At 69.0% G+C, this 25,167-nt stretch carries 21 protein-coding genes; 7 read left to right on the forward strand and 14 right to left on the reverse strand.

Annotated elements, in window-relative coordinates; genetic code table 11:
• Positions 1–20 precede the first annotated feature (20 nt).
• From ACESMN_RS06950 to ACESMN_RS06960, 3 genes are all read left to right on the forward strand, one after another.
• A complete protein-coding gene (locus tag ACESMN_RS06950) occupies positions 21–1,058 on the forward strand; it encodes an NADP(H)-dependent aldo-keto reductase (RefSeq protein ID WP_373052867.1) in 1,038 nt (345 codons plus the stop codon).
• Between the two features lie 141 nt (positions 1,059–1,199).
• The gene (locus ACESMN_RS06955) at positions 1,200–1,985 is read left to right on the forward strand and encodes a TatD family hydrolase (RefSeq protein WP_373052887.1); all 786 of its coding nucleotides are present in this window, start codon (positions 1,200–1,202) and stop codon (positions 1,983–1,985) included.
• A gap of 176 nt (positions 1,986–2,161) precedes the next feature.
• Positions 2,162–2,908, forward strand: coding sequence for a ThiF family adenylyltransferase (locus ACESMN_RS06960; protein ID WP_373052868.1), 747 nt, complete (start codon positions 2,162–2,164; stop codon positions 2,906–2,908).
• Between the two features lie 235 nt (positions 2,909–3,143).
• Here ACESMN_RS06960 and ACESMN_RS06965 read toward each other — a convergent pair whose 3' ends face one another.
• From ACESMN_RS06965 to ACESMN_RS06980, 4 genes are all read right to left on the reverse strand, one after another.
• Positions 3,144–3,881, reverse strand: coding sequence for a lysophospholipid acyltransferase family protein (locus ACESMN_RS06965; protein ID WP_373052869.1), 738 nt, complete (start codon positions 3,879–3,881; stop codon positions 3,144–3,146).
• Positions 3,882–3,887: 6 nt separating this feature from the next.
• Complete coding sequence (glyS, locus tag ACESMN_RS06970) at positions 3,888–5,969, reverse strand: glycine--tRNA ligase subunit beta (protein WP_373052870.1); 2,082 nt, start codon at positions 5,967–5,969, stop codon at positions 3,888–3,890.
• A gap of 66 nt (positions 5,970–6,035) precedes the next feature.
• On the reverse strand, positions 6,036–6,950 hold the full coding sequence (gene glyQ / locus ACESMN_RS06975; protein WP_373052871.1) for a glycine--tRNA ligase subunit alpha: 915 nt from the start codon (positions 6,948–6,950) through the stop codon (positions 6,036–6,038).
• 107 nt (positions 6,951–7,057) lie between these two features.
• Positions 7,058–7,339, reverse strand: a complete 282-nt coding sequence (locus ACESMN_RS06980; RefSeq protein WP_373052872.1) for a hypothetical protein — start codon at positions 7,337–7,339, stop codon at positions 7,058–7,060.
• Positions 7,340–7,413: 74 nt separating this feature from the next.
• Here ACESMN_RS06980 and ACESMN_RS06985 point away from each other — a divergent pair, with 74 nt between their 5' ends.
• Both ACESMN_RS06985 and glnA read left to right on the forward strand, forming a co-directional pair.
• Positions 7,414–8,637 carry a cation diffusion facilitator family transporter gene (locus ACESMN_RS06985; protein WP_373052873.1) on the forward strand — a complete coding sequence of 408 codons (1,224 nt, stop codon included), beginning with the start codon at positions 7,414–7,416 and terminating at the stop codon, positions 8,635–8,637.
• A 197-nt stretch (positions 8,638–8,834) separates the two neighbouring features.
• Positions 8,835–10,244 (forward strand): glutamate--ammonia ligase, encoded by a 1,410-nt coding sequence (glnA, locus tag ACESMN_RS06990; RefSeq protein WP_373052874.1) that lies wholly within the window; start codon positions 8,835–8,837, stop codon positions 10,242–10,244.
• Positions 10,245–10,585: 341 nt separating this feature from the next.
• Here the strand turns inward: glnA and ACESMN_RS06995 are convergent, their stop codons facing one another.
• Positions 10,586–10,789 carry a cold-shock protein gene (locus tag ACESMN_RS06995; RefSeq protein ID WP_006746338.1) on the reverse strand — a complete coding sequence of 68 codons (204 nt, stop codon included), beginning with the start codon at positions 10,787–10,789 and terminating at the stop codon, positions 10,586–10,588.
• 321 nt (positions 10,790–11,110) lie between these two features.
• Here ACESMN_RS06995 and ACESMN_RS07000 point away from each other — a divergent pair, with 321 nt between their 5' ends.
• Positions 11,111–13,126, forward strand: coding sequence for a GNAT family N-acetyltransferase (locus ACESMN_RS07000; protein ID WP_373052875.1), 2,016 nt, complete (start codon positions 11,111–11,113; stop codon positions 13,124–13,126).
• A gap of 47 nt (positions 13,127–13,173) precedes the next feature.
• Here ACESMN_RS07000 and ACESMN_RS07005 read toward each other — a convergent pair whose 3' ends face one another.
• The 9 genes from ACESMN_RS07005 to ACESMN_RS07045 all read right to left on the reverse strand — a co-directional run bounded on the left by ACESMN_RS07005 (position 13,174) and on the right by ACESMN_RS07045 (position 23,363).
• Positions 13,174–15,087, reverse strand: coding sequence for an ATP-binding cassette domain-containing protein (locus tag ACESMN_RS07005; protein ID WP_373052876.1), 1,914 nt, complete (start codon positions 15,085–15,087; stop codon positions 13,174–13,176).
• Positions 15,088–15,090: 3 nt separating this feature from the next.
• Complete coding sequence (locus ACESMN_RS07010) at positions 15,091–16,416, reverse strand: MFS transporter (protein ID WP_373052877.1); 1,326 nt, start codon at positions 16,414–16,416, stop codon at positions 15,091–15,093.
• A gap of 37 nt (positions 16,417–16,453) precedes the next feature.
• Positions 16,454–17,524, reverse strand: a complete 1,071-nt coding sequence (locus ACESMN_RS07015; protein WP_373052878.1) for a homoserine O-succinyltransferase MetA — start codon at positions 17,522–17,524, stop codon at positions 16,454–16,456.
• The gene (locus ACESMN_RS07020; protein ID WP_373052879.1) at positions 17,524–18,375 is read right to left on the reverse strand and encodes an ATPase; all 852 of its coding nucleotides are present in this window, start codon (positions 18,373–18,375) and stop codon (positions 17,524–17,526) included. The genes ACESMN_RS07015 and ACESMN_RS07020 overlap by 1 nt, the downstream gene beginning before the upstream one ends.
• A 13-nt stretch (positions 18,376–18,388) precedes the next feature.
• Entirely contained in the window at positions 18,389–18,964 is a 576-nt protein-coding gene (locus tag ACESMN_RS07025; protein ID WP_373052880.1) for an isochorismatase family protein, read from the reverse strand.
• Positions 18,965–18,968: 4 nt separating this feature from the next.
• Positions 18,969–20,282: a TolC family outer membrane protein gene (locus ACESMN_RS07030; RefSeq protein ID WP_373052881.1), complete on the reverse strand. Its 1,314-nt coding sequence runs from the start codon at positions 20,280–20,282 to the stop codon at positions 18,969–18,971.
• Positions 20,283–20,390: 108 nt separating this feature from the next.
• Positions 20,391–21,047 (reverse strand): protein-L-isoaspartate O-methyltransferase family protein, encoded by a 657-nt coding sequence (locus tag ACESMN_RS07035; RefSeq protein WP_373052882.1) that lies wholly within the window; start codon positions 21,045–21,047, stop codon positions 20,391–20,393.
• Between the two features lie 114 nt (positions 21,048–21,161).
• Positions 21,162–22,409 carry a multifunctional CCA addition/repair protein gene (locus ACESMN_RS07040; RefSeq protein ID WP_373052883.1) on the reverse strand — a complete coding sequence of 416 codons (1,248 nt, stop codon included), beginning with the start codon at positions 22,407–22,409 and terminating at the stop codon, positions 21,162–21,164.
• 12 nt (positions 22,410–22,421) lie between these two features.
• A complete protein-coding gene (locus ACESMN_RS07045; protein ID WP_373052884.1) occupies positions 22,422–23,363 on the reverse strand; it encodes a complex I NDUFA9 subunit family protein in 942 nt (313 codons plus the stop codon).
• A 210-nt stretch (positions 23,364–23,573) separates the two neighbouring features.
• Between ACESMN_RS07045 and ACESMN_RS07050 the strand changes: the two genes are divergently transcribed.
• Positions 23,574–24,941: an NAD-dependent succinate-semialdehyde dehydrogenase gene (locus ACESMN_RS07050; RefSeq protein WP_373052885.1), complete on the forward strand. Its 1,368-nt coding sequence runs from the start codon at positions 23,574–23,576 to the stop codon at positions 24,939–24,941.
• Positions 24,942–25,167 lie beyond the last annotated feature (226 nt).

Genomic DNA, 25,167 nt, shown 5'->3' on the forward strand with positions numbered 1-25,167 from the left:
TCACCGAGGATAGAGACCGCATGCAATACCGTCCGCTGGGCCGCACCGGCATCGAGGTCAGCCTGATCGGCCTGGGCACGATGACCTGGGGCGAGCAGAACACCGAGGCCGAGGCCTTCGAACAGCTCGATTACGCACTGGAGCGCGGGGTCAACCTGATCGACGCGGCCGAGATGTACCCGGTGCCGCCCCGGGCCGAGACCCAGGGCCGCACCGAGACCTACATCGGCGCCTGGTTGCGCGCGCGTCGCTGCCGCGAGCAGGTGGTGCTGGCCACGAAGGTGGCCGGCGCGGCCGATTCCATGCCCTGGCTGCGCGGCGGGCCACGGCTCGTCCGCGAGCAGATGGAAGAGGCGCTGCAGCGCAGCCTCGAGCGGCTGCAGACGGATTACGTCGACCTGTACCAGGTCCACTGGCCCGCGCGGTCCACGAACTATTTTGGCCAGCTCGGCTACGAGCACGTGCCCGACGAGGACGCGACCCCGATCGTGGAGACCGCGGCCGTGCTCGAGGACTTCGTGCGGGACGGACGGGTTCGTGCCATCGGGATCTCCAACGAGACCCCCTGGGGCCTGATGCAGTGGCTGCGCGCGGCGGAGCAGGGCAACGCGCCCCGGGTGGCGAGCATCCAGAACCCCTACAACCTGCTCAACCGCAGCTTCGAATCCGGGCTTGCCGAGATGTCGATCCGCGAGGACGTCGGTCTGCTCGCCTACTCACCGCTGGCCTTCGGGATGCTGAGCGGCAAGTACCTGGGCGGCGTTCAGCCTGAGGGGGCGCGACTGACGCTGTTCGAACGCTTTTCCCGCTACAGCAATCCGCAGGGTGTCGCCGCCACCGAGGCCTACGCCGAGCTGGCGCGGGAACACGGGCTGACCCCGGCGCAGCTGGCGCTGGCCTTCGTCAACCGGCAGCCCTTCCTCACCAGCAACCTCGTGGGAGCGACCCGGCTGGATCAGCTGGCCGAGAACATCGCCAGTGTCGAGGTCCAGCTCAACGACGATGTCCTCGACGCGATCGAGGCGATTCACGCCCGTTACACCTACCCCTCTCCCTGAAGCCGGTGCACTGGGGACAGATTTATGAATCTGTCCCCGTTCTTTCGTTCCCACGGCCCACTGTCCTCGAGTATTGGCCTGCTGCCCGCTCCGGTTCAGGCCCCCTGCTAGAATTCCGGCATGCAGCCCGCATTCGCACCGATGCCCCTGATCGACACCCATGTCCACCTCGACGTTTCGGAATTCGCCGCCGACCGCGACCAGGCGCTCGCGCGTGCCCGCGCGGCCGGCGTCGCCGCGCAGGTGGTGCCGGCGATCACCCGCGCCCATTGGCAAGGGCTTGCGCAACTCGTCGCCGGGCACCGCGATCTCTTTCCGGCCTACGGTCTGCACCCGGTCTACCTGGAGTCCCACGCCGAGGCCGATGTCGAGGCGCTGGACGCCTGGCTCGCGGAACATCCCGCGGTGGCCGTCGGCGAGATCGGGCTCGACGGCTACGTGGACGACATCGCCAGTGGTGCCGCCTGGGAGCGCCAGTGGCGGCTGTTCACCGCGCAGCTCGATGTCGCGCTGAACCACCGCCTGCCGGTGATCATCCATGCCCGACGCGCGCTCGACCACGTGCTGAAGGCGCTGCGCCAGCGGCCGGGACTGACCGGGATCATCCACAGCTTCTCCGGCAGCCGCCAGCAGGCGGACCAGGCGCTGGGTCAGGGCTGCTGTCTCGGCTTCGGGGGGCCGGTCACCTACCCCCGCGCCAACCGGTTGCGCAAGCTGGTCGCCGGCCTGCCGGACGAGGCGCTGGTGCTGGAGACCGACGCGCCCGACCAGCCATCGGTGCACCACCGCGGCGAACGCAACGAGCCGTCCTTCCTGCCCGAGATCGCCGCCTGCGTGGCCGAACTGCGGGGGGTCCCGGTCGCGAAGGTGGCGGAGCAGACCGCCGCCAACGCGCGACGGATTCTCGCTCTTCCGGACGTGGCTTGATGATCCTGCGCCGGTGGTGGATGCGAAAGCTTCGTGGCTGGGAGCCGGGCGGACTGGCGTTCGCGGGACGCCATGAATGCATCCCTGTAGGCTTGACGGCAGCATCCATGCTGCCGACACCCGCGAACGCCAGTCCGCCCGGCTCCCTTCACACGCCGGTGCGCTGAGATCTCGAAATGTCGCTGGCCACTGATCCCTTTTCCGAACGCACCGGTCTGCTGCTCGGTGCGGAGGCGTTGGCGGCCCTGCGCCGCCGGCACGTGCTGATCGCCGGACTGGGCGGTGTGGGCAGTTATGCCGCGGAGGCGACCGCGCGGGCCGGGGTCGGGCGGATCACGCTGCTCGATCACGACCAGGTGGCGCCTTCCAACCTGAACCGGCAGCTGGTGGCGCTGCGGTCTACGGTGGGCGAACCGAAGACCGAGGTGATGCAACGGCGGATCGCGGACATCGATCCTGCGATTCGCGTGCAGACCGTCACGGAATTCCTGCGGCCGGACAACATCCCGGAGCTGGTCCCCGGCGATGTGGATTACGTGCTCGACTGCATCGACTCCATCGCCTGCAAGGCCGCATTGGTGGCCCATTGCCAGGCGCATGGCCAGCGCGTGATCTCCAGCGTCGGGGCAGGGGGGCGCATCGACCCCACGCTGATCCGGGTCGGCCTGCTCGCCGAGACCCGGGTCTGCCCGCTTGCAAGGATCCTGCGCAAGCAGTTGCGGCGCCTCGGCGCGAGCCTCGACTACCCGGTGGTCTATTCCCTGGAAGTGCCGCGCAAGGGCACCGAGCACCGCCCGATCGACGGTGCGGTTTCCGGCCGGGCCCGCTCGGTGAACGGCACCATCTCCTTCCTCCCGGCCCTCTTCGGGTTGACCGCCGCCGGCTGGGTGCTGCGCGAGTTGATCGACGAAGGCACGGGGTAGAGTCGCTGTTTTCGCAGCGTTCAGGAGGGGCGGGTGGCGGTCCCGGTCGGGACACGCTCGAGTCGTCCATGAGCGCTCGAAGGCGGCCATCCATAGCCGCCTACGGTCCCGACCGGGAGCACCACCCGCCCCTCCGCCCCATAGGCCCGGTCTAGTGGGCCTATTTCAAACTTGCCCAACGCAGCGCCGGCGCTTCTGGCGAAGCGATCTGGTACCGAGCTTTCCGCATGGTCCACTAGGGCAGAGCCGGCGGAGGGCGACCTTCCAGCCGCGCCACCTCGGTCTCGATCCACTCCTCGACCTCGGCCAGGATCTCATCGGGCCTGCGGCCGCCTGTCTCGATCGGCGGACCCACCACGACATCGATCACGCCGGGGTGCTTCACCAGACTGTTTCGTGCCCAGAAGCTGCCGCTGTTGTGCGCGATCGGGATCACCGGGTGGCCGCTGCGCGCGGCCAGCACCGCGCCGCCGACACGGTAGCGGCCGCGCGTGCCCGGTGGGGTCCGGGTGCCCTCGGGGAAAAGGACCACCCACAGCCCCCGCTCCAGCCGGTCGACGCCCGCCGCCACCAGCTGGTCGAGCGCCCGGCGGCCCGCCTTGCGGTCAACCGGTACCGGGTCGACCATGCTGATCGCCCAGCCGAAGAACGGAATCCGCATCAGCTCCCGCTTCAGCACCCAGACCTGCGGTGGCAGGATCTGCTGCAGCGCGATGGTCTCCCATGCGGACTGGTGCTTGGACATCACGATCGCGGCCCGCGGCTGCCGCAGGTGTTCGGCTCCATGCACGCGGTGGCGCAGGCCGCAGGTCACGCCGAGCCACCAGACATTGAAACGGGTCCATTGCGACAGCACGCGATAGCGGCCGTGCCAGCCGAGCGGCAGAACCAGGGGCGCGGCCAGCAGCCCGATCACCACGGTCGAGCCGGCAAAGCCAAGCCAGAACGCCAGCGCACGCAGTCTGAGCAGCATGGCCGGCTAGCCGGTCGCGAGGCGCGAAATGTCGGCGACCGAGTCGAAGCGCCCGGCCATGCGCCGCAGCAGCGCCAGCCGGTTCGCGCGCAGGGCCGGATCATCGACCATCACCATCACGTCGGTGAAGAAGGCATCCACCGGCGCGCGGAGACTCGCAAGGTCCTCCATCGCGCCGACGTAATCGCCCTCCTCCACCGCGGCGGCCACGCGCGGCTCCAGTGCCTGCAGTGTCTCCAGCAGCAGTTGCTCCGCCGGCGATTGCAGCAGGGCCTCGTCGACGCGGTCCCCCACCGGTTCCTCCGCCTTGCGCAGCAGGTTCCGGATGCGCTTGTTCGCCGCGGCCAGCGATTCGGCCTCGGGCCGCTCCCGGAACCGCTGGACCGCGCGGGCACGCTGCACGAAGTCCAGCGGCACGTCGGGGGCAACCGCCGCGACGGCCTCGAAGACCTCCGGGGCCATGCCCTGGTCGAGCAGGTAACCACGCAGCCGGTCGAGGACATAGGCGCGCACCCGCGGCACCGCGCCGGCGGCGTCGGGCACCCGGTCTCCGACGCCCGCGGCCGCGCTCTCGAGCAGTGGGGTGATGGCCAGCGGCAGCTCCCGCTCCACCAGGATCCGCAGCAGCCCGAGGGCCGCCCGCCGCAGTGCAAAGGGATCCTTGGTGCCGGACGGTTCCTTGCCGATCGCGAAGATGCCGACCAGCGTGTCGAGCCGGTCGGCCAGCGCGAGGGCCTGTGCAAGCCGGCCCTCTGGAAGGGTCGCGCCCGCATGCCGCGGCCAGTAGTGCTGCTCCAGCGCCGCCGCCAGTGCCTCCGGTTCGCCGTCGTGCAGCGCGTAGTAACGACCCATCGTGCCCTGCAGTTCGGGAAACTCGAACACCATGCGCGTGCCCAGGTCGCACTTGGCCAGTTGCGCGGCGCGTCGGGCCAGCGCCGGATCGAGTCCCATTGGCCCCGACAGCGACTCCATCAGCAGCGCGAGTCGCGCCGACTTGTCGGCCAGCGTCCCCAGGCGCCGCTCGAACACGACGCTGGCCAGCCAGGACTCCCGGCTGGCCAGGGTGTCGCGGCGATCCTGCTCCCAGAAGAATTCGGCATCGGCGAAGCGCGGGCGCAGTACGCGCTCGTTGCCGTTGCGCACCGCCTCCGGGTAGCGCGAGCGGATGTTGCTGATCACGATGAAGCGGGGCAGCATGCGCCCGGATTCATCGACCAGCGGAAAGTACTTCTGGTTGTCCTGCATGGTCGAGATCAGCGCCTCCTGGGGAACGTCCAGGAAGCGCGCGTCGAAGCCGCCGGTCAGCGCGACGGGCCACTCGACGAGCGCGGTCACCTCGTCCAGCAGGGCCGGGTCGATCAGCGCATGTCCCCCTGCTGCCCTGGCCTCGGCCTCGATCTGGCCGAGGATGGACTCGCGCCGCGCCTCGAAGGACGGCATCACCATGCCGTCGTGCTCGAGCAGGCGCGCGTAGTCCCCGGCTCGACTCAGCTCCAGCGGCTGCGGGCAGTGGAACCGGTGTCCCCGGGTCGTCCGTCCGCTGTGCAGCCCCAGCACCTCGATGTCGACGATCCGCTCTCCGTGCAGCGCCACCAGCCAGTGCACCGGGCGCACGAATTCGGCCTCGCCCGAGCCCCAGCGCATCCGTTTCGGAGTCGGCAGTGCCGCGAGGCTGGCCGCGAGGATCTCCGGCAGCAGCTGCTCCAGCTTCGCGCCGGCGCGGGTCTCGCGATGGACGAGGTATTCGCCCTTGTCGGTGTTCTCCCGCTCGAGCTCCTCGACCGCGACGCCGCAGGACCGCGCGAAGCCCTCCGCGGCCCGAGTGGGCGTGCCGGTGGCCTCGAAGGCCGCGGCGACCGCCGGACCCCTGCGCTCCTGAATGCGGTCCGGCTGCCGGGAGGGGACCGCGTCCAGCAGCAGCGCCAGCCGTCGCGGCGTCGCGAAGGCGGTCACCCCGGCGGGCTGGATGCCGGCCTCGCCGAGGCGGCGGAGGCACTCGGCGCGCAGCGCATCGCGAAGCGCCGGCAGCGCTCTCGGGGGCAGTTCCTCCATGCCGATTTCGATCAGGAGAGGGTGCAGGTCGTCCATTGCGGTTTCCAGAAGGCCCCGCCCGCGCGCAGGCCCGGCGAGGGGTGGATGGGCGGAATCGGCGGATCAGGCAGCCTGCCCGGCGTCCGCGAGCATCGGAAAGCCCAGCCGTTCACGGCTCTCGTAGTAGGCTGCGGCCACCGCGCGCGCCAGTTCGCGCACGCGAAGGATGTATCGCTGCCGTTCGGTCACTGAGATTGCGCCGCGTGCATCGAGCAGGTTGAAGCTGTGCGACGCGCGCAGGACCTGTTCGTACGCCGGCAGGGGCAGTCCAAGCCCGATCAGGCGTTCGCTCTCCGACGCATGCTGGTCGAAGGCAGCGAAGAGCGCATCGCGATCCGCCTGCTCGAAGTTGTAGGTCGACTGCTCGACCTCGTTCTGATGGTACACGTCGCCATAGGTGACGACGGTGCCGTCCGGTGCCTCGGTCCAGACCAGATCGAAGACGCTCTCCACGCCCTGAAGGTACATCGCGAGCCGTTCCAGGCCGTAGGTGATCTCCCCGGAAACCGGCCGGCAGTCGATCCCGCCCACCTGCTGGAAATACGTGAACTGGGTAACCTCCATGCCGTTCAGCCAGATTTCCCAGCCCAGGCCCCATGCCCCCAGGGTGGGAGACTCCCAGTCGTCCTCCACGAAGCGGATGTCATGCACGGTCGGGTCGAAACCCAGTGCCTGGAGCGATCCCAGGTAGAGATCCTGGATGTCCGGCGGCGAGGGCTTCAGCAGCACCTGGAACTGGTAGTAGTGTTGCAGCCGGTTGGGGTTGTCCCCGTAGCGGCCGTCGGTCGGCCGCCGTGATGGCTGCACGTAGGCGCTGCGCCACGGCTCGGGTCCGATCGAGCGCAGGAAGGTCGCGGGATGGAAGGTGCCGGCCCCCATCTCCATGTCGTAGGGCTGGAGCAGCACGCAACCCTGGCGTGCCCAGTACTCCTGCAACTGCCTAATGAGATCCTGAAAGGTCACCCGGGACTGCCGCATGATGTGCCTGAATCGCAGGGAAAAGGCGGAAGTATAGCGGCCACGGCGGGTTTGCGGCCACTACCGTGCGCGCGGTCTCCCCGTGGATATCCGGTGGCCCCGCCGCTTCAGCGCGGCGCGCGGAATGGCAGGACCTGCGCGGATTGTGGGGTTGCCTGCAATCCGGCGGTGAAGTCGGTTACCAAGGCCTCGAACAGCAGGCGGCGAATCGCCGGCCGCTGCGCATCGCCAGGCGGTGCCGCGCGCAGTTCGTTGAGCGGGAGGCCCGTGGCGGCAAGGACGCGTCGGCAGGCGGGGCCGTTCCATTCCGCCATCACGCAGCCGGAGCCCCGGTCTACAATGCGCAGGGAAAGGGGCGGCGATTCCTGGTCGACCTCAAGAACGAGCATATGGGACTCCTGCCGGATCAGACCGGGGACACGAATATAGCAATGAGACGCATTCCTATTTACAAGGATAATCCTTGAGCAGGGTTTCCACAAGCGCAGCCGTGGCGTCACCCGAGGAGCGCTACCGGACCACGCGAGCGGCCACCCTCCTGGCCGGCGTGGTGAATCTGCTGCTGGCGACGACGCAGATCTTCACGGGGTGGCTGTTTCAGTCGCAGGCGCTGATCGCCGATGGCGCCCACACGCTGTCCGACCTGATCAGCGACAGCGTGGTCCTGTTCGCCGCGGGCAAGGCCTCGGCGTCGCCGGACCGGGACCATCCCTATGGCCATGGCCGCATCGAGACCCTCGCCACCATCGTGGTCGGTCTGCTCCTGGCCCTTGCGGCGCTCGGGATCGGCTGGACTGCCGGTCAGCGGCTGCTGGCCTGGGAGACGCTGACCGGCCCGGCACCGCCTGCGCTGATCTTCGCGGCGGTCGCGCTCGTGGCCAAGGAAGGACTCTACCAGTACCACGTGCGCGCGGCGCGGCGAATCCAGTCGGCACTGCTGCATGCGAACGCGTGGCATCACCGGACCGACGCGATCTCGTCGGTGGTCGTCTTCATCGGCATTGGCGGCGCCGTGGTCGGCTGGCCGTGGCTGGATGCCGTGGCGGCGCTGGTCGTGGCCCTGTTCATCCTGCACATGGCCTGGCAACTGATGTTCAGGAGTGCCGCCGAGCTGATCGACACCGCGCTGGAGCCGGAGCAGGTCGACGTGATCCAGCAGGCCATCGATAGCGTGCCCGGGGTCAAGGACGCACACATGCTGCGCACCCGCAAGCTGGGGAACGAGGCCGCGGCGGACGTACACATCCAGGTGGCTCCGCGGATCTCGGTGTCGGAGGGACACCAGATCGCCGACGAGGTCTACCGCGCGATCCGGGACAGCATGGGGACGCTGCGGGACGTGACCGTGCACGTGGACCCCGAAAACGACGAAGAGCAGTTGCGCAGCGTCGGCCTGCCGCTGCGGCCGGCAGTCACCGCGCACATCCGCCAGGCGTGGGAGGGATTGCCGGAGCTCGCGCTCATCGAGCAGGTGGCCCTGCACTACCTCGGTGGACGCGTCCACGTGACCCTCACCCTGCGCCTGGAGGACGACACCAGCGGCACCGAACTGAACCAACGCGCGGCGGAGCTTGCGGAGCTCGTGCATGCGCACCCGGGTCTTGAGGGTCAGCTCGGCGAAGTCCTGATCGTATTCCGGGCGCGCACCAGGAACGCGCAGACCGTCTCGCAATCCGCACCGGAATAGTGCAATCTGCGCCCGACAAGGGTGCAAAAGAGTGAGAGGCGGTCTGCGCGGGGAGAGATTCGGCGTGATGATCACGCTGGCACAAACCCTGCTTAAGACCCCGCGTGATGATGCGTGCCCGTTCGTGCGAGCGCCGGACGGGCGGCGCGGATACATCCCCATGAGATCAGTTCAAGTCAAGTGAAAGGAGAAAGTACATGTCCGCAGCCGACGTGCTGAAAACCATCCAGGAAAAGGAAGTCCAGTTCATCGATTTCCGTTTCACCGACAGCAAGGGCAAGGAACAGCACGTCACTGTCCCGGCCCACGAGATCAGCGAAGGCACCTTCGAGGACGGGAAGATGTTCGACGGTTCCTCGATCTCCGGCTGGAAGGGGATCAACGAATCGGACATGATCCTGATGCCGGATGCGGAGTCCGCGGTGCTGGACCCGTTCTTCGAGGATCTCACGATGAACCTCCGCTGCGACGTGGTCGAACCGGCCACGATGCAGGGCTACGACCGCTGCCCGCGCTCGCTCGCGAAGCGCGCCGAGGCCTACATGGCCTCGACCGGCATCGCCGACAGCGCACTCTTCGGCCCGGAGAACGAGTTCTTCGTGCTGGATGACGTCAAGTGGGGTGCGTCGCTGTCCGGCTCCTACTGCCAGGTGGATTCCAGCGAGGCCTCCTGGAACTCGGAGCGTGTCTACGACGACGGCAACATCGGACATCGCCCGACGGTGAAGGGTGGCTACTTCCCCGTTCCGCCGGTGGACAGCCTGCATGACATCCGGTCCACCATGTGTGAGGTTCTCAGCGAGATGGGCCTCCATACCGAGGTTCATCACCACGAGGTGGCGACCGCCGGTCAGTGCGAAATCGGCGTCGGTGCCGCGACCCTGACGCGCAAGGCGGACGAGGTCCAGATCCTCAAGTACGTGGTGCAGAATGTGGCCCATGCCCACGGCAAGACCGCTACCTTCATGCCCAAGCCGATCGTCGGGGACAACGGCTCCGGGATGCACGTGCACATGTCGATCTCGAAGGGCGGGTCGAATCTCTTCAGTGGTGACCTCTACGGGGGGCTTTCCGAGACCGCGCTGTACTACATCGGCGGCATCATCAAGCATGCGCGGGCGCTGAACGCCTTCACCAATGCCTCCACCAACAGCTACAAACGGCTGGTCCCGGGCTTCGAGGCGCCGGTGATGCTGGCGTACTCGGCCCGCAACCGCTCGGCCTCCATCCGCATCCCCTTCGTGATGAGTCCGAAGGCACGTCGCATCGAGGTGCGGTTCCCGGATTCCACCGCGAACCCCTATCTGGCCTTCGCGGCGATGCTGATGGCCGGCATTGACGGGATCCAGAACAAGATCCATCCCGGCGACGCGATGGACAAGAACCTGTATGACCTTCCGCCCGAAGAAGAGAAGAACATCCCGCAGGTCTGCGCCGCGCTCGACCAGGCGCTGGACCACCTCGACCAGGATCGTGCCTTCCTGACCGCTGGCGGTGTGTTCACCGACGACATGATCGATGCCTACATCAGCCTGAAGATGGAGGACGTGACCCAGTTGCGCATGACCACGCACCCGGTCGAGTTCGACATGTACTACAGCCTGTAAGCCTTCGTCGGCAGCAGGATGTCGTCGGCCGTGCCCCGGGAGATTCGGGGCACGGCCTTTTTATGTGGAAGAACCCCGGCGTATGCCTTCAGGGACCCGTAGACACGGAGGGCGGAAGGTGCGCTCATGGGCGCAGGGTGGACCGGATGTGGCGGGTCCACGATTCCGGCCGTATCGGTCTCTGGTGGGCGCGCCCTGTGCCCCGTTTCATGGTCGGGCTGGTGGCCGTCCGTCTGCAGGTCGCCCGCTTCGGGCGCGACCGCTATTTCCTGCACAAAAAAAGCCGCCCCGGAGGGCGGCTGATCCACGCGAGGGCTACCCCCCGACGCGGGCAGAGCTCCTTAGATGGCCTTCACCGCGCCGGCGGCGAGACCCTTCGGGGTCTGCTGAATCTCGAAAGAGACCTTCTGACCTTCCGCCAGGGTCTTGAAACCACTTCCGTCGATCGCGGAGAAATGGACGAACACGTCCTTGCCGCCATCATCGGGAGTGATGAACCCGAACCCCTTGCTCTCATTGAACCACTTCACTACACCAGTATTCACAACCATCAACCTCGTTACTTAGATATACACAAATGTGAGCGGCTCAATGACAACAGGTCACCGCAGCGACTGCCTGAACAGAAACTGTCGAGCTTCGTCGCCGGACGGCCTCTCACATGCCCGACTATACGCCTCGTGTGGCAAGAAAGCCAATGACTCTTTTGTTTCAGGCCGCCGCAGATTGCAAAGGGATCACGGGACGGCGCCATGTCGCCCCGGATCCCGCCCGAGCCTGTTCGGCCGGCAAGCGGTATGCGGCGCCGCCCGGCCATCGCGTGCGTTCCCGGCGATCTTCGCCTCGAGGCGGTACCATCGACGATCATGCATGCGAAGCCGCCGCAATCCGCCTGCACGCGGCAACTGATCGCGGTGCCCGACAGCCCGGGCACACGACGGCGGGTATCCGGCTGGATCAGGGATCTGGCGGCCCGGTCCAGCGTCGCGTGGCTGGGGGCTGGGGTGCCGTCCGGTGTGCCGGCGATTGCGCCGGCCCAGGCCGCGCACTGGCTCGGCAGGGAGTACGACGCACTGGTCTTCGAGGCCGGCGCCGATTTCCATCCGGATGCCCTCGCGATCGCCGCGGGCCTGCTGCGCGGCGGTGGAGTCCTGCTGCTGATCGCCGCGCAGGCCGCGTCCGGCCCGTTCGCCCGGCGCTTGCAGCGGTTCCTGACGGAACCGGCAGTGCACTGGCTGGGTTCCGGATCCGCGCTGCCCGCGCCTCTGCCGGTGCGGCCCGGGAAGCGGCCCCGCCTGAGCCCGGGGCAGCTGCGCGCGTTCCGGGAGATGCTTCCGCTGCCGGGGCACCCGGGACCGCTGAGCCTGGTGCTCACCGCACCGCGCGGGCGCGGCAAGTCCACGCTCCTCGGCGTCGTGCTCCGCCAGTGGCGCGCGGAGGGCGTGAAGGACGTCCGCGTCACCGCGCGCAGCCCTGCGTCCATCGGGTCGCTGCTCCGCGCGCTGGACCCCGATTCCGGAACCGACGGGCGGGGGCCGGTCCCCGACGCCGGTGTCTACACCGCTCCCGGCACGCTGCTGACGGGCGACCTGCGGCCGCGCGTGCTGGTCGTGGACGAGGCCGCGGCACTGCCGGTACACGTGCTGCTGGCGCTGGCGGCGCGCGCGCCGCGAACCGTCTTCTCGACGACCACCGCCGGCTTCGAGGGCAGCGGACGCGGTTTCCGCCTGCGCTTCCTGCAGGCGCTGCGCCGCCGCGGACATCCGTTGCAGGAGCTGGGCCTGCGGGAGCCCGTGCGCTGGGCCGCCGGGGACCCGCTGGAGGAATGGATCAACCGTCTCTTTCTGCTCGACGCGGAGGTTCCGGTCTTGCCGGCCGGGCTCGAAGCCTCCGCCATGATGGCCGGGCGCCGGATGCACTGGGTCTCCGGCGAGCGGCTTGCCGGCGACGAGGCCGGGCTCGCGGCCGTCGTCGGTCTGCTGTCCGATGCCCACTACCGCACGCGTCCGTCCGATCTTAGACGCTGGCTCGACGATCCGGCCCTGTCGGTCGGTCTGTTGCGCGGCCCCGGGCGCGTCCTCGTCGGCGTCGTGCTGCTGCTCGAGGAGCCGGGCCTGGAGCCGGAACTGGCCCGTTCGGTGTGGGCCGGGGAGCGCCGGCCGGCCGGGCGCTTCCTGCCCGCGGTGCTGGCGGCGCACGGCGCGTTGCGGGCTGCATCCCGATCGGCACTGCGGATTGTGCGGATCGCGGTGCACCCGCGGCTGCAGCGCCGGGGCATCGGCCGCCGCATGCTGCGGGCCGCCGAGCGCCACGGCCGGCGCCGTGGCTTTGCACTCCTCGGCGCGAGCTTCGGTGCGGACGCCGGGCTCCTGGGCTTCTGGGAGGCGTCGGGGTACCCGCCGCTGCGGGTCGGCTTCCGCCGGGAGGGGGTCAGCGGTCTGCACGCGGCCGTGGTGCTTCGTCCGCTGCAGCCCGCCGCGGCGACGGAGATCGCGCGGCTGCGCGCGATGGTCGCACGGGACTGGCCGGCGTGGCGCGCCGGACCGCTGCGGACCCTGGAGCGGGATGTCGCCGTTTCGGTGCGGCGGTCCTTGCCGCCGCCGGCGACATCCGACCCGGCAGCGGACCGGGAGGAGGTCCGCGCATTCGCCCGTCGGAAGCGTCCCTTCGAACCTGCGCTGCCGGCGCTGCGCCGTTGGCTGCAGGGCCGACCGGACGTCCTGCGGACAGTGTCGGCGGAAGACCGCGTGCTGCTGGAGGCCGCAGTCATGCGCCTGGAGGAGTGGCCGCGGCTGTGTGCGTGCTCCGGCGAGTCAGGGCGCGCCGGTGTAATACGTGCCCTGCGACGGGCGTTGCGTGCCGCACTGGGTGATGATGGCTGAACCGGCGCGGAATCAAATCGCGGCGGGCGGACCCGCTCGCCCCGGACTCAGTCGGCGGCGGACTCCAGGAACTCCCAGCGGCGATAGGCCTCGGCCAGCTCCGTGTCCACGGCCTCCAGTTCCCGCTGCAGTTCCCGGAGGCGGTCCGCCGGCCCCCGGAAGAGGGCGGGATCCGACAGCTCGGCCGCGAGGGTCTCGCGCCGTGTCTCGAGGGCCTCGATACGCCCGGGCAGCTGTTCGAGCTCGCGCGCGTCCCGGTAGGATCGCTTGCGCGCCGCCTTCGGCGCTGCTGGTGACGCCGGGGGCTGCTTCGGCTCCACCCGGACAGCGGGCGGCTCCCTGCCGTCGATGCCGGTCTCGAGCAGCGGCGCGGTGACCCGCTCGGGCAGGTCGGACCAGCCGCCGACGAATTCCTCGGCGCCGCCCCGGCCGTCCAGCACCAGCGTGCTGGTCACCACGTTGTCCAGGAAGGCGCGATCGTGGCTGACGACGATCACCGTGCCGGTATACTCGATCAGCAGCGTCTCCAGCAGTTCCAGTGTCTCGACATCGAGGTCGTTGGTGGGCTCGTCGAGGATCAGCAGGTTCGCCGGGCGCAGGAAGAGCCTCGCAAGCAGCAGGCGGTTGCGTTCGCCGCCCGAGAGCGCCGACACCGGCTGGCGCGACCGCGCCGGCGGGAACAGGAAGTCCTCGAGGTAGCTCAGGATGTGGCGGGTGGTACCGTTCACCGTGACCCGGTCACGGCCCTCGCCGACCGCATCCTGAACGGTTGCGCCCTCGTCCAGCTGCGCCCGGGTCTGGTCGAAATAGGCGATTTCCAGCTGCGTCCCCAGCGTCACCGTGCCGGACAGCGGCGGCAGATCGCCGATCAGCCCGCGCAGCAGAGTGGTCTTGCCGGCACCGTTGGGGCCGACGATGCCGAGACGGTCGCCCCGCTGCAGCAGCAGGTCCAGTGCGCGGACCACGATCCGGCCCGGGTAGCCGAAGCTGGCCTGCTCGGCCTCGATCACGCGCCTCCCCGAGCGCTGCTCGGGGTTCAGCGCGAGCCGGACCTGGCCCTGGCGCTCGCGGCGTGCCGCCCGTTGCCGCCGGAGCTGCTCCAGGGCCCGCACGCGGCCCTCGTTGCGGGTACGCCGCGCCTTGATCCCCTGCCGGACCCAGGTCTCCTCGCGGGCCAGCTTGCGGTCGAACTCGGCGTTCTGCCGGGCCTCGGTCTCCAGGCGCTCCGCCTGGCGCTGCCGAAAGGCCTCCAGGCTCGGTGGGTGCTCGTGCAACCGGCCGCGATCCAGTTCCAGGATGCGCGTGGCGAGACGTTCCATGAAGCTGCGGTCGTGGGTGATGAAGACCACGGTCATCGACGCGCCCGCGAGCAGGTTCTCCAGCCAGCCGATGGCGGCGATGTCGAGGTGGTTGGTGGGTTCGTCGAGCAGCAACAGCTCGGGCTCCCGCACCAGCGCCCGGGCCAGCCACACCCGCCGGCGGAGTCCGCCGGAGAGTTCCGCGAAGGGCTGGTCCGCAGGCAGCTCGAAGCGGGACAGCGTCGTCTCGACCCGGTTCTGCAGCGACCAGCCATCGACCGCGTCCAGTTCGGCCTGCACCCTGCCCATCGCCGCGAGGGCCTCCGTGTCGCCCCCGGAGGCCTTGAGACTCAGGTGATGGAAGCGTTCCAGCAGCAGGCCGGTCTCGCCCAGGCCCTCCGCGACCACGTCGAAGATGCTTCCATGCACGTCCTCGGGCAGCTCCTGGCTCAGGAAGGCGGTGACCAGCCCGTCGCGCCGGGTGATCTCCCCGGAATCCGGCTGGATCCGGCCGGAGAGGATCTTCAGCAGCGTGGACTTGCCCTCGCCGTTACGGCCGGCGATGCACACCCGTTCACCGGGCTCGAGGCTCAGGTCGACGCCGTCCAGCAGTTCCGCCATGCCATAGGCCAGACGAACGCCCCTCAGGGTCAGCAAGGCCATCCGTCAGGCCTCGGGCATGCGCCAGGCGCTGAAGGCGCCGGCGAGGCTGAACAGCGCCAGCATGAAGATCGCGAACTCGGTGCCGGCCAGTTGCGCGACCAGTCCGAACAGCCCGCCGACCAGCAGCAGGACCCCGATCACCGTGTTGCTGACCGCGGTGAAGGCGGCGCGGGTCTCCGCCGTGGCCATGTCGACCAGGTAGGTCTTGCGCCCGAGGCGCACCCCGGCGTGGCTGACGCCGAGCACGAAGAACAGGGCCGCGTAGACCCATCCGTCGAGGGTCTGCGCACGGCCGGCCCAGCTGAGGAGCGCCAGCCCGACACCGAGTGCACCCGCGATCAGGCCGGAGGCGATCAGCACGCCGCGGGATGAACGATCCGAGTTCCGGCCCCAGACCGGAGCACTCAGCGCCGAGGCAAGCCCGGTCGCGAGGATCATCAGGCCGAGGGTCACGAAGCTGCCCGAGGTTGCCGATTCGGCCAGCAGGACGTAGAAGGGCAGCGCGAGGGCGGTGCTCATCAACAGGGCCCGTGTCAGCACGAAGTGGCCGAAATTCCGGTCCTGCCACAGCAGGCTGATCGAGCGCAGGGCCTCGGCGAGTGCGTTGCCGCCACCCTCCGTGGCTCCCGGCTGCTCGCGCAGACCGGCGAACACCAGCGCCGAGAGCCACCACACCCCTGCCGCCGCGACAAGCAGTGCAACGAAGACACCGATGCCCGCGCCCTGCAGGTCCGCCAGCGTCAGGTACAGGCCCAGCGCCAGAGTCGCGAACCCCGCGGCGGAGGCGGCGTAGCCCATCACGGTGCCCCGCCGGGTCTTCGCGATGGTCTTGCCGAGCACGTCCTTCGATGCCACCGAGTTCACGCCCCGTGACAGCGCGAAGAACGCGAGCAGGCCCAGGATCGCCCAGCCGGCGGCCGCCCCTTCCAGCGTCATCGCGGTCACCGCCATCAGCATCACCGCCACCCCCTGACCCACGCTCCCGGCCACCCAGAACCACTTGCGCACCGGCCGGCGGCGGATCGCGGCTGCGACAAACAGCTGCGGCATCAGCGCGCCGGATTCCCGGATCGGAACCAGGAAGCCGGCGAAGGCTGCGGGGGCCCCGAGTGCCCCGAGCAGCCAGGCCAGGACCAGCCGCGCCGACGCCAGTTCGTCGCCGATCTTGCTCAGGGTGTTCGAGCCCAGATGCAGGAAGAAGTTGACCGGCTGCGCGTTGCAGGCGCTCTCCGGGATGTCCTTGCAGACGCGGGCGTCCTCGTCGCCCGCGATGGTTTCGTACAGGCCGGCGAGCGATCTCGGGGCGTTCTGGGATGAGGATGTGGTCATGTCGAGTAGGTGGGCGATGGGTGCCGCCCGATGCCCGTCAGCGGTTCCAGTCCAGCGGATCCTCGGGGTCGATTCCGGGACGGAAGGGTGTCCAGCGCTCCGCGCCGGTGAGCTGATACACGTTGCCGATCCAGTTATTCACCACGGCCAGCGCGCTGTCGTGCCAGGTGTTGTCGAGCCGGTCCACCAGCAGGGCCTCGGGCAGTGCCGGTGCGGGCATCCGCCGTGCAAGGGCCTGCTGGACGCGTTCGCGGTGCTCCTCCAGGATCGCGGCCGCCTGCAGCGACAGGTAGTTCTCCGGCAGCGGCGGGAAGTCCTCGCGCTCGCCGTTCACGAAGTTCAGTACCTCACGCTTGTACTCCTTCAGCAGGCTGATGCTGTCGTACTCCGGATGTCCCTGGAAGAAGACCACCCGGAAGCCGTCCGGCGACACCGCGAGGTGCGCGCCCGCGCGCCCGCTCTCCACGAGCACCCTGAGTCCATGTCGTTCGAACTGCTCGCGCGAGACGTCGTTGAACCGCGAATGCGGCACGTTGAACCGCGTGTTCACGCCGGCCACCAGCGGATGCCCGCGGTCCACCACCTGGTGGTCGAACACCCCCCACAGCTTGCTGCCGCGGTGGCGCCTGCGCTCGCCGTAGCGGGCCTGCATCACCGCGTGGGTCGCCAGGCACGAGCACAGGGTGGAGGTCACGTTGTGCCAGGCCCAGTCGACGATCTCGGCCAGCGGCTCCCAGAACGGCTCCATCGCGAGATCCGGCAGGGACACATTGGCGCCGGTGATGATCAGCGCGTCCAGGCCCTTCTGCTTGATGTCCTCGAAGTCTTCGTAGAACCGCTCGACATGGCTCCGACCACCTGGGCCGCGCGGCAACTGCGGCAGCGTGAACGGGTGCATGTAGAACTGCGCGATCTGGTTGCTCTCTCCCACCAGGCGGAAGAACTGGCGCTCGGTCGCCGCCAGCGCGGCGTCCGGCATCATGTTCAGCAGACCGATGTGCAGGGCACGGATGTCCTGGTGCAGCGCGTAATCCCGGGGCAGGACGGTACCGCCCTCCTCGCGCAGGCGGGTGAAGGTGGGCAGTTCGGTGTGGGCAACCAGCGGCATCAGGCCGGTTCCTGTCGGGCGAGCGCGGAGAGAACCAGTTCGTGGAAGTCGGTCGCGTCCCGGACCTCCAGGAGTTCGCTGCTGAGAATGGTGTATCCGTAATCCCGGGCGATGGCCTCGTAGCGGGGAAGCCGGATGCGCAGCAGGAGCGGGAAGACCCAGCGCACGAAGTCGTCGGGATCAATCTGGGCCACGTACTCGAGATCGCGCGAGGCCATGTAGTGCGTCAGCTGCTCGTCGAGAAAGTCCTCGCGGTAGTACAGCGGCTTGGGGTCCCTCTCCGCGCGCTGGATGAGTTCGCGCTGATTCTGCTCGGTGGCCCGGATGTAGATGATCAGCGTGTGCCGGGCCAGGGTCTCCATCACCTCCGGCGCGTCGAGCTCGCTGACCGACCCGCCGGCGTCGTTGATGAAATGAGGGTAGCCGAACAGGAGCTCGGCCTTGCGGATGAAATCCGGCACATCGAGCATCGCCTGCACCTCCGCCTGATGGTGCAGGGCCTGGCGGCGCTTGAACTCGGTCAGCGACAGGCCGCCAAGCTCGGGATTGCCAAGCTTGCCGAGGAAGCTCGACACCGGGTGCAGATTGTCGACGGTGATGTTGTTGATGATCTGGATGGAATCGGTACGCAGGAGTGCCCGCAGGAACGGAACCTGCATCGCCTGTGCCTTGATGTTGTCCAGTATCGGTTCGCTGAGATAGCGCGTGCCGATGCGGTAATCGCCGGAATAATGGAACCAGTCCTCCCGGCGCAGCATCGTCGACAGGTGGGTCTTGCCGACGCCGGACATGCCGAGCAGGGTGATGCGCCGGTTGGGCAGCGCAAGGTATTCTTCAGGGGTCAGCCGCATCCGGAGCTCCGCCTCAGCGGATCAGGCGGCTGACGGCGCGGAACTGCGGATCCGCGGCATCGTGCAGCCATTCGAACAGTACCGATTCATGGTTGGTGATCACGGCGCCAGCGGCACGCATGCGTTCGATGCCGTTGGCCTTCAGCCGCGGGTCCCGGCTGCACACCGCGTCCTCGACCACGAACACGGTCTCGCCGCCGGCGCGCAGGTCCATCGTCGTCTGCAGCACGCAGACATGGGCCTCGGTGCCGCAGACGATCACATCCGACCCGGTGATCCTGCGGCTCAGGTCCTCTGCCGCACAGCAGGAGAAGGAGGTCTTTTCCGTGCGGCCGTCGGAATCGTCCAGCAATGACTCGAGCGGCGGGGTCACCGGCCCGAGGCCGCGCGGGTACTGCAGCGTCACCTCCACCGGGACGTCGAGCAGGCGCGCGGCCGCAACCAGGCGGCCGACGTTGCGCTCGACGGCCATGCGTTCCGCTTCCGGCATCGCCGCGAGCAGCCGCTCCTGCAGGTCGATCAGCAGCAGGCGGGAGTGCCTGCGCTCGCACAGCCGCGTGGGCTCTGCACCGGCAGCCCCCGGACTCAATGGCTCACTCCAGAAACTGGTTGATGTGTTGCAGGTCGGAGACCGCCAGGCTCCCGATCGCGCGTTGCAGGCGCAGGGTATCGAGCAGGTATCCGTAGCGGGCCTCGGCGAAGTCGCGCTCGGCCCGGAAGACCTCGCGCAGCGCAAGCAGTACGTCCACCTGCGTCCGCGTGCCCACATCGAAGCCCGCCTGAGCGGACTCGAAGGCCGCCTGGGTGGATTCCAGTGCCTGCGCCAGTGCACGGGCCCGCGACGCATTGGCGACCACCGACAGGTAGCTGCTGCGGGTGTTCTGCACCGTCCTGCGCTCGGTGAGCACCAGCGTCTCCTGCGCGGCCTCGAACTGCTCGCGCGCCTCCCGGGTGAGTGCGCTGACGCGCCCGCCGGTGTACAGCGGGATGTCCAGGCGCAGGCCGATGTTGGCGTCCGACCCCTCGACGAACTGCGGGCTGTTGCCCGTATCGGAAAAGCCGGTGTCACTGACGGACGCCCCGAGGCCTACCGTGGGCAGGCCCTCGGCGCGCTGGCGCGCGATCTGCTCACGCGCGGTCTCGGTGGCCAGGCGCTGCGCACGCAGTTCCTGATTTGCCTGCAACGCCGCCTCCACCCATTCCTGCGGGTCCTCTGGATCCGGATTGGCCATGTCGAGCATCTCGCCCAGCGCCGCCAGCCGCTCGTAATACCGGTCGGTGATGACGGCCAGTGCTTCCTCCGCCAGGTTCAACGCGTTCTCCGCGGCGATCTCCTCGGCGACGGCGATGTCGAACTGGGCCTGCGCCTCCGTCACGTCCGTGATCGCGATCAGGCCGACGTCGAAGCGGCGTTTGGTCTGCTCCAGCTGGCGGCTGATCGCCTCGCGTTCGGCGCGCCGGAATTCCAGGGTCTCCTGGGCGACCAGCAACCCGAAGTAGGCCTCGGCCACACGCAGGATCAGGTCCTGCCGGGCAGCGTCGAGGTTGGCCGCCGCCTGATCGATCCGCAGATCCGCCTGGCGCAGATCGATGGTGTTGCGCCGGTCGAACACGCTCTGGTTCAGGCTCAGACCGATCTGGCGGCGGTTGCCGTCGACGCTCGGCCTGCCCTCGGGATCCGAGTAGAAGACCCCGAGCTCGCCATCACCCGAAACCTGGGGAAGGACGGCCGAGCGGGCGAGGGGGCGCGCCTCCAGGACCGCCCGGTAGTCCGCCTCCGCGGCCCGCAGTTCGGCATCCTGCTGCTGGGCGCGCTCGAAGACCTGCATCAGGTCCTCGGACTGGGCGGGCGCGGCCCAGAGAGCGCAGGCAAGGCTGAAGGCGCTGAGTGCGCGAAGCATCTTCATGGCATCGATTCCGGGGAATTCAGACTCCCTAATGCTACCAGAGCGCGCTCCCGAATGGGGTGCGCCGTGCCCGCGGCCACTGGCCTGTGGCGGGGCGGCGGCCCTGGCTCAGAAGACGAAGGCGGGCTTGCTTTCGAAGCCGAGCAGCGGCTTGAGGCTGGTCTCGAAGAGCTTCTCGGTGCGGTAGCTGTCCTCAGCGACCCGGATCACCAGCAGCGCCTCCATCACCGGGGGCACGCCGACCACCACGAACAGGCGTCCGCCGAGACTCAGGTGCGTCTGCAGGAAGGGGTCGTACTCCGCCATCGCGCCATTCACGCTGATCACGTCATAGCGGGTACCCGGGGGTGTCCACTCCGGCGTCACCGTGGCCGTGCGCAACTGCGCGTTTGCGATGCCGAGGCCGTCCAGGCGCGCGCGGGCCGCGAGGCGGAAGTCGTCCACGCGCTCCACGCTGTCCACGTGCGCCGCCAGCCGGGCCAGGCATCCGGTGACATAGCCGGAGCCGGTGCCGATCTCCAGCGCCCGGTCGCTTTGGGTCGGCGCCAGCGCCTGCAGCAGTCGCCCCACCACCTTCGGAGCCAGCATGAACTCGCCGTTGCCCAGCGGGATCTCGGTGTCGGCGTAGGCGAGACCCTCCCGCCCACTCGGCACGAAGCGTTCCCGCGGCAGGGCCTCCATCACGTCCAGCACCCGCATGTCCAGAACATCCCAGGGGCGCACCTGCTGCTCCACCATGTTGTTCCGCGCCAGGCTGTAATCCATGCAGTCGTCCTCGGCTTCAGGGTGTAAACCTTCAAAGGGTACGGCCAGCTCATCCGGGAGGCAAGTTGCACCGGCCGGGCATGCAACGGGACCGGCTGGCGGCGGCCGGGTGGGTCAGGAATCCAACCCGTTGCGGGAGCGCTGGAGATCGAGGGCCGCCACCGCGCGGATCCGCTCGCGCCGCAGCGCCTCGCCCAGTGCCGCGCCGCGCAGGCCGGCATCGAGCAGTGGTTGCGGTGACACGGCCAGGACCGCCTCGGCGGCCCGGCGCACCGCATCCGCCTGCGGGTAGGACTGGTCGGGAAAGCCACCGCCCCGCCCCCGGTAGTCGGCCTCCACCGCCTGGAGGAACGGCTCCAGGCCCTCCGGCCGGCGCAGCACGTCGATCGCCTCCAGGAGCTTGACCACCGTCTTCGGCCGCAGCTCGAAGACACGGTGCACCAGCCCGTGGTGGCGCGCGACCCTGATCGCGAGATCGCGATAGCGGTTGGGAACGCGCAGGCGCTCCGCGAGCGCCCGGATCCGGGCCACGCTGCGCTCCTCGTGACCCCGGTGGCTTGGCAGAGTCTCCGTCGGGGTGTCCGCCTTGCCCAGATCGTGCACCAGGGCGGCAAAACGGACTTCGGGCCTGGGGCTGAGCCGCGCGGCCTGCTCCAGCACCATGAAGGTGTGGACGCCGGTGTCGATCTCCGGGTGATAGCGGGGTGGCTGCGGCACCCCGAAGAGGGCGGCGATCTCCGGGAACAGCACCTCCAGCGCGCCCGTGTCGCGCAGGATCTGGAAGAAGCGAACCGGGGCCGGGCTTGCCAGCGCCTTCTCGCATTCCGCCCAGACGCGTTCCGGAACCAGGGCATCGACCTCGCCGTTGCGAACGAGCTCGCGCAGCATGGTCCCGGTCTCGGGCGCGATGTGAAAGCCCCAGGGGGCAAGCTGTGCGGCAAGACGGGCCACGCGAAGCAGGCGGACGGGATCCTCGACAAAGGCAGCGGACACATGGCGAAGCACCCGTGCCTCGAGGTCGCGGCGGCCACCAAAGGGATCGATCAGGGTGCCATCCGCGGCCTCGGCCATCGCGTTGATGGTCAGGTCGCGCCGTGCGAGGTCCTCCCGCAGGGTGATCTCGGGCGACGCATTGAAGCTGAAGCCGCGATAGCCGCGCGCGGTCTTGCGTTCGGTGCGCGCCAGCGCGTACTCCTCGTGCGTCTGCGGATGCAGGAAGACCGGAAAATCCCGTCCCACCGGGCGGAAGCCGAGGGACTCCATCCTCTCGGGCGTCGCGCCGACCACCACGTAATCGCGCTCGGAGACCGGCCGGCCGAGCAGTCGGTCACGCACCGCGCCGCCGACGAGGAAGGTCTCCACGATCGCGCGCGGTTACTCGCGCACGCCCCTGCGCAGGCGCTGCATGCGGGCCTGGTGGCCCTCCTGGCCGAGGTAGGCCGGGGCGACGCTCTCGAGCAGCGTCGGGCAGGGCAGCGTCTCGCCGGTGCAGATGCTGTCCACCGACAGCGATGCAAGGTTGTCGCGGGACAGCGGTTTCCCGGGCACGAACTCGAGCACCGAGGCCTGTATCTTGCCAGCCCAGTCGGGAAGACCCAGGATCGGACGGCGACGGCCGCTCAACCGGCCGGCGTAGCGCACGATTTCGGCCAGCGTGTATATGCGCGGACCGCAGAGTTCGAAGCCCTTGCCGAAGGTGGAGGGATCGTCGAGGCAATTCACGAAGTGGTCCGCGACGTCGCCGACGAATACCGGCGCGAAGCGGGCATCGGCCCGCGCCAGCGGCATGAAGGGCGAGATCTTCAGCAGTGCCGCGAAGCGGTTCATGAAGGAATCACCGGGACCGAAGACCACGGAGGGCCGGAAGACCGTGACCGGGAAGGCGGTAGCGGCGAAGACGGCCTGTTCCGCGGCGCCCTTGCTGCGGAGGTAGTGACTTGGCGGATCGGCCATGTCGGCCTTCAGCGCGCTCATCTGTACGAAGCGCCGCACGCCCTGGGACTCCGCGGCCGCCAGTGCCTTTTCCGTCAGCTCCGTGTGCGCCTTGCGGAAGCCGGAACCGTCGCGGCCCTTCTCGTTGAGGATGCCAACAAGGTTGATCACCGCGTCGGTACCGGAGAAAAAGCCGTTCAGGGTGCCGGGATCATGCGTGTCCCCGCTGATCAGCTCCACCTCGGGCATGACCTTGATGTCGCGGTGCCGCTCGGGATGCCGGGTCAGGATGCGCACCTTGATGTCCTTTTCCGCGAGCCGCGCAACGATGTGGCGGCCGACGAAACCGGTGCCGCCAAGAAGGGAGACGTGCTGGATGGACATGGTTTTCTCCGGCCTGTCGGGTTGGCGATGGGTCTGTCCCTATACTAACGCGGCGGCACCGCGACCACAGCGATTCCACCCCGCCGGGTCCCGGCATCCCCGGGAATCCCCGGGAACCCCCGGGGGTGGCGCAAGTCCCCAGGAGTAGGGAACTCATCGCAGCCGGCACGGGTGTGCCCGGTCGGGCACCCCGGTCATCAGGAGGATCACATGTCTGAAATGATCAGCATCAATCCGGCCAGCGGGGAACGTCTCGGAACCTGGACCGCGCTCGAGGCAGGCGAGTTGGACGCGGCCATCGCACAGGCGGGAGAGCGCTTTCCCGCGTGGTCGGCGCTGCCGATGCCGGAGCGGGTGGAGGCACTGCGAGGCCTGGCGTCGTCGCTGCGCGAACGCTCGGGCACCCTGGCGCGGCTGGCGACCGAGGAGATGGGCAAGCGGATCGCCGAGTCACGCGCGGAGGTCGAGAAGTGCGCGGTCCTCTGCGACTACTACGCCGCGCACGGCCCGGACTTCCTGGTCGACACGATGGTGGCCTCCGACGCCGGGCGCTCGCTGATCGCCTGGCAGCCGCTCGGGCCGGTGCTGCTGGTGATGCCGTGGAACTTCCCCTACTGGCAGGCCATGCGCCAGGCGGTTCCCGCGACGCTGGCCGGGAACACGGTGCTGCTCAAGCACGCCTCGAACGTGCAGGGCTGCGCGGCGGCGCTCGAGGAGGTCTTTCGTGCGGCGGGATTTCCCGAGGGCGTGTTCCGCAACATACCGGTCGGTTCGGACGCGGTGCCGCGCGTGATCGAGGATCCCCGGGTACGCGGAGTCAGTCTCACCGGGTCCGAGGGCGCGGGACGCGCGGTGGCCGCGGCGGCCGGCCAGCATCTGAAGAAGACGGTGCTGGAGCTGGGCGGGTCCGACGCCTTCATCGTGCTGGCCGATGCCGATCTCGATCGCGTGGTCGAGCAGGCGGTGAAGGCGCGCTTCCAGAACAACGGCGAGACCTGCATCGCCGCCAAGCGCTTCATCGTCGAGGAGGCGATGGCGGAGGGCTTCGTGTCGGGGCTGAAGGCGGCGATCGAGGCGATGCGTGTCGGCGACCCGATGGACGGGGACACCGATCTCGGTCCCCTGGCCCGCGAGGATCTGCTGGACGATCTCCATGACCAGGTGAGCCGGAGCATCGAGGCGGGCGCGGTCTGCGTCACCGGCGGGCAGCGGCTGGAGCGCCTGGGCACGTTCTATGCTCCCACGCTGCTCGACCATGTCCGTCCCGGGATGGCGGCCTTTGACGAGGAGACCTTCGGGCCGGTTGCCGCCGTGACCCGCGCGGGCGATGTCGACGAGGCGGTGGCGCTGGCCAATGCATCGCGCTACGGGCTTGGCGGCAGCGTGTGGACCTCGGACCCGGGCCGCGGCGAGGCCGTGGCGCGGCGGCTGGAATGCGGGTGCACCTTCGTCAACGGCATCGTGAAGAGCGACCCCAGGTTGCCGTTCGGCGGTGTGAAGGATTCCGGGTACGGGCGCGAGCTTTCCGCCCTCGGCATCCGCGAGTTCGTCAATGCGAAGACGATCTGGGTGGACTGAGGGCCATTATCGGGCCGTGCGGACGGCCCGGTATCAGATCGCTTAGCCAGGCAGGCGGGCGGTGCGCCGGGCCGGCTTGCGGTGGGCGATTCTGGCGGCGGCTCGCTGTGCCGCACGGAAGCGCCGCCCTAGTGGGCCATGCGGAAAGTTCGGTACCAGATCGCTTCGCCAGAAGCGCCGGCGCTGCGTTGGGCAAGTTTGAAATAGGCCCACTATTCCTGCACTT

This window comes from Thioalkalivibrio sp. (genome assembly GCF_041690275.1).
GTDB lineage: Bacteria > Pseudomonadota > Gammaproteobacteria > Ectothiorhodospirales > Ectothiorhodospiraceae > Thioalkalivibrio.

Bases quoted from the DNA above. Each gene is read 5' to 3' on its own strand.
- ACESMN_RS06950 (WP_373052867.1), top strand. From the start codon at position 21: ATGCAATACCGTCCGCTGGGCCGCACCGGCATCGAGGTCAGCCTGATC.
- ACESMN_RS06955 (WP_373052887.1), top strand. From the start codon at position 1,200: ATGCCCCTGATCGACACCCATGTCCACCTCGACGTTTCGGAATTCGCC.
- ACESMN_RS06960 (WP_373052868.1), top strand. From the start codon at position 2,162: ATGTCGCTGGCCACTGATCCCTTTTCCGAACGCACCGGTCTGCTGCTC.
- ACESMN_RS06965 (WP_373052869.1), bottom strand. From the start codon at position 3,881: ATGCTGCTCAGACTGCGTGCGCTGGCGTTCTGGCTTGGCTTTGCCGGC.
- glyS (WP_373052870.1), bottom strand. From the start codon at position 5,969: ATGGACGACCTGCACCCTCTCCTGATCGAAATCGGCATGGAGGAACTG.
- glyQ (WP_373052871.1), bottom strand. From the start codon at position 6,950: ATGCGGCAGTCCCGGGTGACCTTTCAGGATCTCATTAGGCAGTTGCAG.
- ACESMN_RS06980 (WP_373052872.1), bottom strand. From the start codon at position 7,339: ATGCTCGTTCTTGAGGTCGACCAGGAATCGCCGCCCCTTTCCCTGCGC.
- glnA (WP_373052874.1), top strand. From the start codon at position 8,835: ATGTCCGCAGCCGACGTGCTGAAAACCATCCAGGAAAAGGAAGTCCAG.
- ACESMN_RS07000 (WP_373052875.1), top strand. From the start codon at position 11,111: ATGCATGCGAAGCCGCCGCAATCCGCCTGCACGCGGCAACTGATCGCG.
- ACESMN_RS07005 (WP_373052876.1), bottom strand. From the start codon at position 15,087: ATGGCCTTGCTGACCCTGAGGGGCGTTCGTCTGGCCTATGGCATGGCG.
- ACESMN_RS07010 (WP_373052877.1), bottom strand. From the start codon at position 16,416: ATGACCACATCCTCATCCCAGAACGCCCCGAGATCGCTCGCCGGCCTG.
- ACESMN_RS07015 (WP_373052878.1), bottom strand. From the start codon at position 17,524: ATGCCGCTGGTTGCCCACACCGAACTGCCCACCTTCACCCGCCTGCGC.
- ACESMN_RS07020 (WP_373052879.1), bottom strand. From the start codon at position 18,375: ATGCGGCTGACCCCTGAAGAATACCTTGCGCTGCCCAACCGGCGCATC.
- ACESMN_RS07030 (WP_373052881.1), bottom strand. From the start codon at position 20,282: ATGAAGATGCTTCGCGCACTCAGCGCCTTCAGCCTTGCCTGCGCTCTC.
- ACESMN_RS07035 (WP_373052882.1), bottom strand. From the start codon at position 21,047: ATGGATTACAGCCTGGCGCGGAACAACATGGTGGAGCAGCAGGTGCGC.
- ACESMN_RS07045 (WP_373052884.1), bottom strand. From the start codon at position 23,363: ATGTCCATCCAGCACGTCTCCCTTCTTGGCGGCACCGGTTTCGTCGGC.
- ACESMN_RS07050 (WP_373052885.1), top strand. From the start codon at position 23,574: ATGTCTGAAATGATCAGCATCAATCCGGCCAGCGGGGAACGTCTCGGA.